The sequence below is a fragment of the Rhodomicrobium udaipurense JA643 genome (genome assembly GCF_000636015.1).
Classification (GTDB): domain Bacteria; phylum Pseudomonadota; class Alphaproteobacteria; order Rhizobiales; family Rhodomicrobiaceae; genus Rhodomicrobium; species Rhodomicrobium udaipurense.
On record NZ_JFZJ01000095.1, the window covers coordinates 1 to 12116 of the forward strand.

The 12116-nt window shown below is 61.5% G+C and carries 12 protein-coding genes; 5 read left to right on the forward strand and 7 right to left on the reverse strand.

The genetic code is table 11. The annotated features are described in order from the left end of the window. From T281_RS12650 to T281_RS12675, 6 genes are all read right to left on the reverse strand, one after another. Positions 1 to 572, reverse strand: a 572-nt coding sequence (locus tag T281_RS12650; RefSeq protein ID WP_037239547.1) for a cysteine hydrolase family protein, incomplete at its 3' end; no start/stop codon positions are given. 188 nt (positions 573 to 760) lie between these two features. Next, the gene (locus tag T281_RS12655) at positions 761 to 1267 is read right to left on the reverse strand and encodes a CYTH domain-containing protein (RefSeq protein WP_037239549.1); all 507 of its coding nucleotides are present in this window, start codon (positions 1265 to 1267) and stop codon (positions 761 to 763) included. Between the two features lie 81 nt (positions 1268 to 1348). Continuing rightward, a complete protein-coding gene (locus T281_RS12660; RefSeq protein ID WP_037239550.1) occupies positions 1349 to 2905 on the reverse strand; it encodes a SpoVR family protein in 1557 nt (518 codons plus the stop codon). After that, positions 2905 to 4203, reverse strand: coding sequence for a YeaH/YhbH family protein (locus T281_RS12665; RefSeq protein ID WP_037239551.1), 1299 nt, complete (start codon positions 4201 to 4203; stop codon positions 2905 to 2907). The genes T281_RS12660 and T281_RS12665 overlap by 1 nt, the downstream gene beginning before the upstream one ends. Before the next feature lie 10 nt (positions 4204 to 4213). Next, entirely contained in the window at positions 4214 to 6154 is a 1941-nt protein-coding gene (locus T281_RS12670; protein ID WP_037239552.1) for a PrkA family serine protein kinase, read from the reverse strand. 507 nt (positions 6155 to 6661) lie between these two features. Continuing rightward, positions 6662 to 6871 carry a cold-shock protein gene (locus T281_RS12675; RefSeq protein ID WP_037239553.1) on the reverse strand — a complete coding sequence of 70 codons (210 nt, stop codon included), beginning with the start codon at positions 6869 to 6871 and terminating at the stop codon, positions 6662 to 6664. A gap of 678 nt (positions 6872 to 7549) precedes the next feature. Here T281_RS12675 and T281_RS12680 point away from each other — a divergent pair. Continuing rightward, the gene (locus T281_RS12680) at positions 7550 to 8173 is read left to right on the forward strand and encodes a DUF2076 domain-containing protein (RefSeq protein WP_037239556.1); all 624 of its coding nucleotides are present in this window, start codon (positions 7550 to 7552) and stop codon (positions 8171 to 8173) included. 130 nt (positions 8174 to 8303) lie between these two features. Here the strand turns inward: T281_RS12680 and T281_RS12685 are convergent, their stop codons facing one another. Beyond that, positions 8304 to 8615 carry a 4a-hydroxytetrahydrobiopterin dehydratase gene (locus T281_RS12685; protein WP_037239558.1) on the reverse strand — a complete coding sequence of 104 codons (312 nt, stop codon included), beginning with the start codon at positions 8613 to 8615 and terminating at the stop codon, positions 8304 to 8306. A gap of 387 nt (positions 8616 to 9002) precedes the next feature. Here T281_RS12685 and hisC point away from each other — a divergent pair, with 387 nt between their 5' ends. The 4 genes from hisC to T281_RS12705 form a co-directional block, all read left to right on the forward strand. Next, a complete protein-coding gene (hisC, locus tag T281_RS12690) occupies positions 9003 to 10103 on the forward strand; it encodes a histidinol-phosphate transaminase (RefSeq protein WP_037239561.1) in 1101 nt (366 codons plus the stop codon). Further along, on the forward strand, positions 10100 to 11032 hold the full coding sequence (locus T281_RS12695) for a prephenate/arogenate dehydrogenase family protein (RefSeq protein ID WP_037239564.1): 933 nt from the start codon (positions 10100 to 10102) through the stop codon (positions 11030 to 11032). The genes hisC and T281_RS12695 overlap by 4 nt, the downstream gene beginning before the upstream one ends. Positions 11033 to 11149: 117 nt before the next feature. After that, positions 11150 to 11755, forward strand: a complete 606-nt coding sequence (locus T281_RS12700; RefSeq protein WP_013420623.1) for a gamma-glutamylcyclotransferase — start codon at positions 11150 to 11152, stop codon at positions 11753 to 11755. Positions 11756 to 11828: 73 nt separating this feature from the next. Beyond that, positions 11829 to 12116, forward strand: a 288-nt coding sequence (locus T281_RS12705) for a TetR/AcrR family transcriptional regulator (protein WP_037239565.1), incomplete at its 3' end; no start/stop codon positions are given.

Consider the following 12116-nt stretch of genomic DNA (forward strand, 5'->3'; position numbering starts at 1 on the left):
TGCGTCATCGGCCGCGAGAACAACGCGAAGTCCTTCGTGATCGCCACGCGCTGCTCTTCCTCGCTCAGCGCCGCCGTGCAGTCGGTGAGCGTGACGACGCGGAAGCCGCGCTCATAGGCCGAGCGCATGGTGCTCTCGACGCAGCAATTCGTGAGGAAGCCCGCGAGCACCACGTCGGTCACGCCGCGTTGGCGCAACACGAAATCGAGGTTGGTGCTGGCGAAGCAGTCGAGCCCGCGCTTGCCTTCGATAACGATATCACCCGGCTGAGGCGTCAGCTCCTCGATGATCTCCGCGCCCCACGTGCCCTTGCGGAAGGCTTGCCCCGCCACGATCCCCGCGAGAATGCCATAGGGGTTAGCCGGGATTTCCGGATAACCTTCGGCGAAGCTGATTGCAGCGTGCATGATGGTCGCGCCGCGCGCCCGCGCCTCGTCGACCGTCGCAAGCGTATTGGCGAGCATGTTCGTGCTCTCCATCACGCCCTTGACGCCCTCATAGTTTGCGCCGCCCGGTTTCACGAAATCGTTTTGGTATTCGATGAGCACGAGCGCTGTGGTTTTCGGGTCCATGCTGATCCTCCCTTGTTATCCGCGAATGCTGTCCATCGAGAATGACCGGGAGATGACAGTCGGACAAGTCGCGCACCGCTCAAAAGTGCATGCTCTATTGTGGTGCATAAGCATCGCGCCGCTTAAGTGCTTACGGGATCAAATAATCCGCGCTCGACTGATTTCAGCGTGGAGGCATTAAGGCGCGATCACATTTCCGGATCGGCAGCGCGCTCGCCTGCCGGAGCCTCTCCCCAACGCGAGAATGGCCGCTTGCAGAGACTCGCGTTCGAATAGCGCGGGTCGCCGCTGATCTCCGCTCCGATCCAAGACGGCAGCGGGAAGCCGTGATCCTCGTGCGGCAGTTCGATTTCGGCCACCACGAGACCATTATTCTCGCCCTGAAACACGTCGATCTCCCATGTCAGGCCGTACCACGGCAGCAGATGGCGACGCTTTTCAATGATCGAGCCCTCACGCAGCTCCATGAGCGCGGCCGCGTGATCGAGCGGGATGTCGTATTCGAATTCCAAGCGGCTGATACCCACGCCAGCTGACTTCATCGTCAGCGTCGCCCGGCCATCTCGGGTACGGATGCGAAGCGACATCTTCCCGGTGTTGGCGAGATAAGCTTGACGGATGATCCACCCGCTGTCGGCATCCGCGCGCCAGCCATCGCCCGCCACGAGAAATTTCCGTTCGATTTCGAAGGGCATCGAAGTTCTTCCGACAAGGCGACACATCGGAGCAACGGCCCCGTTCAAGGCACTTTATACCCGCCCTGCCTGAACAACTCGCTAAACGAACGGGTGTACCGGCTCCGCCGTGTGCTTGGTGGAGATGTCGCCCTTGTCGTTCTCTTCCGTCAGATGCACCTCGTACCCCCAAAGGTTCGCGAGGTGCTGAAGCACGCGCTCGGCGTCCTCCTCCTCCAGCATGACGCCGTCCACCACGCTATGGCGCAGGACGAGGCGGCGGTCGCCTTCGAGGTCAACGTCCACGATCTGGATGTCGGGATCGTGGCGCGAGACATCGTAATGCCGCGCGAGCGCCCGGCGAACGCGCATGTAGCCGCGCTCATCGTGGATGGCGTCGACCGACAGATCCTTCTCGCCGGCATCGTCCGTGACGAGGAACAGGCCCATCTTGCGGATCACGGCGGGGCTGAGGAACTGCGAAACAAAGCTCTCGTCGCGGTAATTTGCCCAAATGTCCTTGAGCGTCTCCACCGGGTCGGCGTTGCCGGCGATGTCCGGGAACCAGGCGCGGTCTTCCGCCGTCGGGTCCACGCACATGCGCTCGATGTCCTTCATCATGGTGAAGCCGAGCGCGTACGGGTTCAGCCCGTAATAACGGCGGTCGTCGAAATCCGGCTGAGCCACCACATTGGTGTGCGAGTGCAGGAATTCGAGATACGAGCCTTCTGTGATGCGACCTCTATCGTATAGTCGCTGCATGATCTCGTAGTGCGTGTAGGTGGCGCAGCCCTCGTTCATCATCTTCGTCTGGCGCTGCGGATAGAAATACTGCGCGATGAGGCGGACGATGCGGATGACCTCGCGCTGCCACGGCCGAAGTCGCGGCGAAGTCTTTTCGAGGAAATAGAGGATGTTTTCCTCGGGCAACCCGAGGAGCGCGCGGCGCCGATCTCGTTCCGTGGTGCGCTTCTTGGCCTTCTTGCCCTGCCCTTCCGGCACGGTGCGCCACAAATCGTTGAACAGCCGTTCGCCGTGCTCGCGCCGCTCGCGCTCGCGCTTCTGCTCGGAGCGCAGATCCATTTGCCGCTTGCCAGGGTAGCGGTGAATGCCCTGATTTTGCAGCGCGTGGGCGGCGTCGAGCACACGCTCCACCTCGGCCTGACCGTATTTTTCTTCGCAATCGGCGATGAAGTTCTTCGCAAAGGCCAGATAATCGAGGATGCCGTCCGCGTCGGTCCACTGCTTGAAGACGTAGTTGTTCTTGAAGAAGTGGTTGTGCCCGAAGGCCGCGTGCGCCAGAACCAGCGTCTGCATGGTCGCCGTGTTCTCTTCGAGGAGATACACGACGCACGGATTCGAGTTGATGACGATTTCGTAGGCGAGGCCCTGCCAGCCCTTGCGATACAGCGTTTCGTTGCGCACAAACTGCTTGCCGAACGACCAGTGCCGGTAGAAAAGCGGCATGCCGGTGGAGGCGTAGGCATCGAGCATCTGCTCGGTGGTGATGACCTCGATGCGCGGCCGATAGATGTCGAGCTTCAGCTCATCGCCGATCTCCGCCACCCCGTCATAGATGCGCGACAGGGTATCGAAATCCCAGTCGCCATCCTTGAACAGAAGCGGATCATCCCTGCCGGCCGTTACCGTCGTCGTCATCAGGCCCCCGTGCTTGCTGCGTTGCTCTTCCGTTCAAACAACTCCCGGAAGACAGGATAGATGTCACGACGGTCGCGAACTTTTCGCATCGCCATGGGCAGTTTCGGCGAGAGGATCATGTCGTAGGCGCGCCAGAGCGTGGTTGGTGGCTCGACCGACCGGCGGCGCTCCTCCGGCTCGCGGCCAACTTCGATATACGCGTAATACTGGCACAGCGGCAGGATCGACGTTTTGAGGAGCGAGACCGTCTTTTCGTTGTCGATCGGCAGGTTATCGCCGTCCGATGCTTGCGCGGCATAGATGTTCCAGACGCCGGGCGGGAAACGGTCGTGCACCACCTTGATCATTTCTTCCAGCGCGGTCGATACAACGGTGCCGCCTGTCTCGCGGCTGTGGAAGAACGTGTCCTCGTCCACTTCCTTCGCCTCGTGCGTATGGCGGATGAACACCACCTCGACGTAGCGATAACGGCGGCTGAGGAACAGGTAGAGAAGGCTGTAGAAGCGCTTCGCGAGATCCTTCAGATGCTCGTCCATGGAGCCGGACACGTCCATCAGGCAGAACATCACCGCCTGCGCGACGGGTTTCGGCTCCATCTCGAAGCGGCGATAGCGCACGTCGACCGGATCGATGAACGGGATCGCGATCGACCGCTTCGCCTGCTTCTTCAACGCCTCGCGGATTTGGAGGATCTGGTCATCGTGGCCGCCCTCATCTTCCAGCGCCTTGAGCTGCGCCTCAAGTTCGGCGATCTCGTCAACCTTGGGACGCTTCAGCGCTATGCGCCGGGCGAGGCTCTTGCGCATGGTCTGCTGGATCGATAGCGACGACGGCGGCCCGGATGAGCGGTATCCTGCGCGGCGCGGCTGATCCTTGCCTTCGCCCATGACCTGACGCTTGGCGAGGTCGGGCAATTCGAGGTCTTCGAGGAAGAGGTCGATGAACTCCTCGTCCGAAAGGGCAAAGCGAAACTCGTCCTCCCCGCCCCCGTCCCCGCTCGCGCCGCCCTTGCCGCCACCGGAGGGCGGCCGCTCGATGCTGTCGCCCTCGATGTAGGTCTTGTTGCCGGGCAAAAGGTATTCGCGACTCCCGCCCTTGCTGCTTCGGCGCAGCGACGGCTCGTGAACACCGTCCACGGGCACGACGATTTCGCCGCCTTTGCCCGTGTCCGTGATCTTGCGGTCTTTCGAGGCTTCCCGCACCGCGTGTCGGACAAGCGCCCGAGCGCGGCGGATGAACCGCTGCCTGTTGCCTAGACTCTTGCCGCTCGCATCGCGACGCCGATCAATGATGTACACGTTTCGTAGCCTAGCCCGCCTGTCTAACGCGCATGTACCATTCAACAAGTCTGCGAACCTGACGCTCGGTGTAGCCTCGCGTCACCATCCGCTCGACAAACTCACTATGCTTCTTCTCGGTTTCGCCATCCTTCTTCGAACCGAAGCTGATCACAGGTAGAAGGTCTTCCACCTGGCTGAACATGCGCCGCTCGATGACTTCCCGAATCTTTTCGTAGCTCGTCCAACTCGGGTTCTTGCCGCCGCGCTGCGCTCTGGCCCTCAGTGTAAACTTGACGACCTCGTTGCGGAAGTCCTTCGGGTTCGCGATGCCGGCGGGCTTCTCGATCTTCGAAAGCTCCTGATTGAGAAGCTCGCGGTTCAGGAGTTGCCCCGTGTCGGCGTCCTTGAAGTCCTGATCCTCGATCCACGCATCGGCATAGGCGACGTACCTGTCGAACAGGTTCTGGCCATAGTCGTGATAGGATTCAAGGTAGGCTTTCTGGATCTCGTTCCCGATGAACTCAGCATAGCGCGGGCCGAGTTCCGTCTTTATGAACTCGATATATGCGCTTTCCACGTCGTCGGGATATTGCTCGCGGCGGATGGCCTGCTCCAGCACATACATGAGATGCACCGGATCGGCGCCCACTTCCTGCGTGTCGTGGTTGTAGGTTGCCGACAGCGTCTTGAACGCGAAGCGCGTCGAGATGCCGTCCATGCCTTCATCCACACCCGCGTGGTCGCGGTATTCCTGCATGGTGCGCGCCTTGGGATCAACCTCCTTCAGGCTTTCACCGTCATAGACGCGCATCTTCGCGTAAAGGCTCGAATTCTCGTGCGGCTTGAGGCGCGAAAGCACCGAGAAGCGCGCCAGCATTCCGAGCGTACCGGGAGCGCACGGAGCGTTCGCCAGTTCCGATGTGCGGATGAGCTTGTCGTAAATCTGCTCTTCCTCTTGAACGCGCAAGCAATACGGAACCTTGATCACGTAAATACGGTCGATGAAGGCTTCGTTCGTCTTGTTGTTCTTGAAGCTGCGCCACTCGGCTTCGTTCGAGTGGGCCATGATGATGCCGTTGAACGGGATCGAGCCGATGTTTTCCGAGCCGACATAGTTCCCGTCCTGCGTCGCAGTCAGGAGCGGATGCAGCATCTTGATCGGCGCCTTGAACATTTCGACGAATTCGAGCACGCCCTGGTTCGCGCGGTTCAGGCCACCGGAGTAGGAGTAGGCGTCCGGGTCGTTCTGCGCGAGCAATTCGAGACGGCGGATGTCCACCTTGCCGACGAGCGAGGAGACGTCCTGATTGTTCTCGTCGCCCGGCTCTGTCTTCGCGATGGCGATCTGGCGCAGCCGCGAGGGCAGGATCTTCGCGACCTTGAACTTCGTGATGTCGCCGCCGAACTCGTCGAGCCGCTTTAGGCACCACGGGCTCATGAGGCCGGTGAGGCGGCGCTTCGGAATGCCGTATTCTTCTTCGATGCGGTCGCCCATCGTCTCGCGGTCGAAAAGGCAGAGCGGGCTCTCGAAGATCGGAGACAAGTCATCGCCCGCCTTCAGAACATAGATCGGCTTCTGCTCCATGAGCGCCTTGATGCGCTCGGCGAGCGAAGACTTGCCGCCGCCGACGGGACCGAGCAGATAGAGGATCTGCTTGCGCTCCTCAAGGCCTTGCGCGCCCTGACGGAAGAAGGCGACGATGCGTTCGATCGTCTCCTCCATGCCGTAGAACTCGGCGAAGGCCGGATACATCCGGATAGTCCGGTTCATGAATATGCGGCCGAGACGGGAGTCTTTGGAAGTATCCACCATCTGAGGCTCGCCAATAGCGGCGAGCAATCGCTCATGTGGGGAGGCGTACATGAGCGGATCTGTTTTGCACCCCTTCAGATACTCCGCCAAACTCATAACGGTTTCGCGTTTTGCCTCGAAACCGCGCGCATAGGTGTCAAACAAGTCAGTCGACATCGCGACCCCGCTGATCGTCGTTGGAGATAAGTCCTGGAGTGAGCGTGAGGAGCCCCATGCACCTTCTCTCTGCCCCAAGAGGGCCAGGGTAAATCGACCCGGCAAGGCTGCTCGGCGGACACTTCATCGCCACGAGGTCGGTCGAGAGTGCCCTAATTTTATGTCGGACGTGAGATGGCCAATGGAAGGGGGTCCAGCCGCATGGAGAAAAATTAAACGTCTGATTTGGAGATCGATCCAATGCTGAACCCGTTGCCAATCCGGAACTGATGATGTCCCCTATGCAAACAGGATGCCGAAAACCCGCGCATCCCCGCCCTACGCTCAAATAATAAGCATCGGCAAGGCGCTTGAAAAGCACTACCTTTGGGAGAGATGGAATAAGGCACGCACGCCCGGTCAAAACCGACACTGTGGTTAAGGCATGCTCGCGCTGTGAAACCCAAGCGCGGCGGAAATAGAATAAAAAAAGAGCGCGGTTTCCCGCGCTCTAAAAAATACTGGTCTTTAAGCGACCTGCAGATTTCCCGCCGAGGTCTTGCCTGTGCGGCGGTCGGTCTGGATCTCAAAGGAAACCTTCTGGCCTTCAACGAGGCCGCGGAGACCGGCGCGCTCCAGAGCGCTGACGTGGACGAACACGTCCTTGCCGCCGTCATCGGGCTGAATGAAGCCATAGCCTTTTTGGCTGTTGTACCATTTCACGACGCCCATATTCATGGGGAAGTCCTTTCGCTAGATAGAAATTTGTCACGCAGCCGAAGCGACGCAACGGTAGTCGATGGGTGGAGAGGTAGGAACACGTGGCCTAGCGCGAAAGGCGAGGCGAAACGGCCCAAATCGTCCGGCCAAATCGATGCCGCGAATATAGGAAAATGCGCGCCTCGAAGCAACCGCTATCGCGCGCTTTTTCGGGCATGTCCTCAAATAATTACAATTGCCGTTGATAAATATCGACCTGCAACCGCGAAATGAACAGTCACGAAAATGTAATAATTCTCGATCCAGGTTGTAGCGCGGCCAACTTACCTTGGCGAAAATTTTCTTGCGGGCACATCTCCGGTAGGTGCCGCTTCCAAAATGGCGGCTTCCATAAGTGCGAATGCCTCAAAATGAGGCGTTTTGAATAGGCGGAAGCTTTTTGCTGCCGCCAACCGTCGCGCTTGCCGGAAGCCACTCCGACGACAAGATCGGCTCCAGCCTTCGCCGAAAATCCGCCCGAACTTCTTCATCAAATTTTCGTGGTTTTGCCATCTTTCAAGACGCCTTTGAACCCCTATCTGACAGCAGACAAGAAATCGCCTCCCCGACCAAGGGAGGCGGCGCGAGGCGACAGGGCACCGATTCCGCAGGGGGATCGATCCGCAGGCGTTTCGCACCAAACCGGAGGCACTCTCGATGACACCCGAAGAACAGCGTCTTCTTGGCGATCTCGCCCAGCGCGTGCGCAGCGTACCCCCGCAGCAGAAAGACCCCGAGGCGGAAGAGTTTCTGCGCCGTCTCGCTCAGGAGCGCCCTGAGACCGTCTATATCCTCGCCCAGACCGTCATCATGCAGGAATTTGCGCTGAAGAACGCTGAAGCGCAGATGCAGGATTTGCAGCGCCAGGTGAGCGAAGCGTCCGCGCCGCGCCAGTCCGGCGGCTTCCTCGGCGGCCTTTTCGGCGGTGGCGCGCAGCCTCAGCAGCCGCAGTCGCGCAACCCGTGGGGTGCGCCGCAGCAGCAGGGTTACGGCCAGCAGCCGCCGTATCAGGGTGGCCCGGCGATGCAGCCCCAGCAGCAGGGCGGCTTCCTCCGCAGCGCCGCCACGACGGCGGTCGGCGTGGCGGGCGGCGCGCTTCTGTTCTCCGGCATCAGCTCGATGTTCGGAAGCGACAGCGCCGTGACGCAGGCAGCGGCTGCGGCCAATCCCGAGGCGGCAGCTGGCGCTGGCGAAAGCTTCCCGCAGTCCGACTATGCCGATAACAGCGGCGGCGGTGACGACAGCTGGGGCTTCGGCGACGACGGCGGCGACTTCGCCTGATCGGTCTTTAACACCGCTTCCGAATCGAATCAATCAACCGCGCGGTTGATTGATTCGCGAAGCTTCAGCGCTTCAGCATGCAATCGAAGGCCGGGCCAAGCCCCGGCCTTTCTTTCTGCGAGCGTCGCCCTCACTCGCCCAAAATGCGGTTGCCGTCCTTCCAGCCCACGAGCGCCTGGATCTTCGCCGCCAACTCGAAATCCTTGTCGGTGATGCCGCCCGCGTCGTGCGACATCAGCCGCAATTCCACCGAGGAGAACGAAACCAGCAGATCGGGATGATGCCACGCTGTCTCGGCCAGATAGCCGATTGCGTTGACGAGCATCATCGTCGCTTTCCAGTTCTTGGTCTTGTAAGTGCGGCGCAGATAGCCGTGGGCGTATGTCCAGTTCGGCAGTTCCGCCTGAAGCCGCGCCGCGATTTTCTGGTCGTCATAGGTCATGTGATTACCTCAAGGATAGCGGCCGGCGACACTCTTCGCCGCACCCTGCTTGCCGGCGCCTTCGCCTGGTGCTAGCCTGACAAATGTCCGGTTTCGCCGGACTTGATCCACCTGTTAGAGACAGGCGGGATGCCCAAACGGCAACAGCCTCGGGCACTTAGAAGCTCTGCGAGAGCACAGCCTCCCCATGCGGAGGCCGTTTCGTTTGAACGATACACTGAACTACGCCGCGCACCATCCCGCCTGCCGTTTTGCGCGCCGCGTCTCTGTGTTTCGCCCGCCTTGATAGCAACGATTTGAAGCGGCCCTGCCTCCGCATATTGTCCCCCGCCGCAAGTTGGGTCTATAAGCGCGCATTGCACAATACCCCTACCAAGGAGAAAACAGGTGGTTCGCGGAGAGGCTCCAAGCCCCCGGTCCGGCGTGCTCGCCATCGATCCGTATGTTCCGGGTCGCTCGAAGCTCGCGGGCGAAGGTCCGGTCATAAAGCTGTCGTCGAATGAAACGCCGCTCGGCCCGTCGCCGCATGCGGTCGAAGCCTATCGCGCGGCTGCGAGCCATCTCGACCGCTACCCCGACGGCGCATGCACGGCGCTTCGCGAGGCCATCGGCGCGGCCTACGGGCTGAATCCGGCGCACATTATCTGCGGAAACGGGTCCGATGAGCTGTTCCACATCCTGGCGCAGGCCTATCTCGGCCCCGGCGACGAGGCGATCTACACCGAGCACGGCTTTCTCGTATACCGAATCGCGATTCTCGCGGCGGGCGCGGAACCGGTCGTCGCGCCGGAGAAGAACCTGACCGCGAGCGTCGATGCGATCCTCGAATGCGTGACGCCCCGCACGAAGGCCGTGTTCATCGCGAACCCGAACAACCCGACCGGCACCTATCTGCCGCATCAGGAGGTGCGCCGCCTTCGCGCTGCGCTCCCGGACAACGTGCTGCTCGTGCTCGACGGGGCGTATGCCGAATATGTGAACCGCAACGACTACGAAGCGGGCATCGAGATGGTGGCGACCACGCCGAACACCATCATGACGCGCACGTTCTCGAAGATCTTCGGTCTCGCGGCCGCCCGCGTGGGCTGGGCCTATGCGCCCGCCGCCATCGCCGACGCGTTGAACCGCATCCGCAGCCCGTTCAACCTCGCGCAACCTTCGATGGACGCGGCTATCGCGGCGCTCGCCGACAAGGCCCACATTGAAGCCGCTAAGGCGCATAACGACACGTGGCGCGACATCGTCACGCTTGAGTTTCGCAAGATGGGCTTCGACGTGCGCGCGAGCGTCGCCAATTTCGTGCTGATACCGTTCACCTCGGAGCCGGGCCGCACCGCGCATGACGCCGATGCGTTCCTGAACGAGCGGCGCATCATCCTGCGGCAGGTCGGCGCGTATGGGCTACCGCATGCGCTGCGCATGACCATCGGGCTCGAAGAGGAAAACCGCGCTGTGCTCGCCGCGCTTGAGGAGTTCAGCGAACGATGACGGACGCGCCCATGTTCGAGAAGGTTGCGCTGATCGGCGTGGGTCTCATCGGTTCGTCGCTGAGCCACGCGATGCGCCGCGCCAGTCTCGCGCGCACGATTACGGCGTCGGCGCGCACCGAAGCGACGCGCGCGGCGGTGAAGCGGCTCGGCCTCGCGGATGAGGTTTACGAGCACGCCGCCGACGCGGTGGCGGGCGCAGACCTCGTGATCCTCTGCACGCCGGTCGGCACGTTCGAGGCGCTGGCGCAGAAAATCGCCCCGCATCTGAAGGACGGCGCGATCCTCTCCGACGCGGGCTCGGTCAAGCAAGCGGTGGTGGACGCGGTCGCCCCGCATTTGCCGCCGCATGTGCACTTCATCCCCGGCCATCCTATCGCGGGCACCGAGTTTTCCGGCCCCGAATCCGGCTTCGCGGAATTGTTCGACGGGCGCTGGACCATTCTCACGCCGCTGCCGGACGCCGATGAGGCCGCCGTTGCGAAGCTCAAGGCGTTCTGGGAAGCGTGCGGCGCCCATGTCGAGATCATGGAACCGAAGCACCACGACCTCGTGCTCGCCATCACATCGCACCTGCCGCATTTGATTGCCTACAATATCGTGGGCACCGTGGCGGACCTCGAAGAAGAGAAAAAGAGCGAGGTCATCAAGTTTTCGGCGTCCGGCTTCCGCGACTTTACCCGCATCGCCGCATCTGACCCCACGATGTGGCGCGACATCTTTATCAACAACAAGGAAGCGGTGCTCGAAATTCTAGGCCGCTTCACAGAAGATCTCGCGGCCATGCAGCGTCATATCCGCTGGGGCGAGGGCGACAAGCTGTTCGACAAGTTCACGCGGACGCGCGCCGTCCGCCGAAGCATCATCGACGCGGGCCAGGAGAGCCCCGAGCCGAACTTCGGCCGCACGCCCGCGCCGAAGAAGGATTAAGCTTCGCTTGCCGCGATCTTGCGGAAGCAAACGCCGACGCGAGCGGAAGTCTTTGCGTTGCGCGGTGCGGCAGTGTAAGAGGCGCGGCGCGGGCATCCCGCCCGACGGATCGAGACTGTGGACCTCTGGATTTTCGGTTACGGCTCGCTGATGTGGCGGCCTGGCTTCGTTTTTGAGGAATCCTCGCGCGCACTCCTCGAAGGCGCGCATCGCGAACTCTGCTGCTATTCCTTCATTCACCGGGGAACGAAATCGGTGCCGGGGCTGGTGCTCGGCCTCGACAAGGGCGGTCAATGCGAGGGCATGGCGTTCCGCGTCCCGCGCCGCCTCGATCTGGACACGCGCCACTACCTGAAGCGCCGCGAGAACATGAACAACGTTTACACGGCGGTGAAGCGCCCCGTGAAGTTGCTCGATGGAAGCGGCCGCACGGTCCTTGCGCTGAGCTTTCTGATGGGGCGCCATCACCGGCAATATACCGGGCTGCTGCCCCTCGAAACTCAGGCGTCGATCGTGAGACGCAGCGTCGGTCGCGCTGGACCGAACATCGATTACGTCGTGAACACGGTCCAGCATCTGCGACGCCTCGGCGTCCACGATGCGCGGCTCGAACCGTTGATGGCGATGCTCGGCCACAGCGTGACGAAAGATTGCATGCTGGGCGGAGAATGCGCCCCCGCGCGGAAAGGTCCGGCTTTCGATGTCGCACGTCCGCTTGGCTGAACGCGTCGCAGGGCGGCATTGAACTCGCACCGGAGGCACGCGATATTGGAAAGCGTGATTGAGGAGGCGGACAATGCTTGACGGATATACCCATCGCGACCGCATCATCAAAGCGGCGCTGAAGCTTGCCGAGACGAGCGGCTGGCGCGATCTGAGCCTTGGCGAGATCGCGGCGGAAGCGCAGATCCCGCTGATCGAATTTCGCAAGGAATTTCAAAGCAAGACGCAGATACTCGCCGCCTTCGTGCGCGCGGTCGATCTGGCGGTGCTGGAAAAATTTCCGGCGCCCGGCCCAGACGTGGCGCGTGACCAGCTCTTCGACGTGCTCCTCACGCGGTTCGAGGTGATGCAGCCTTACAAG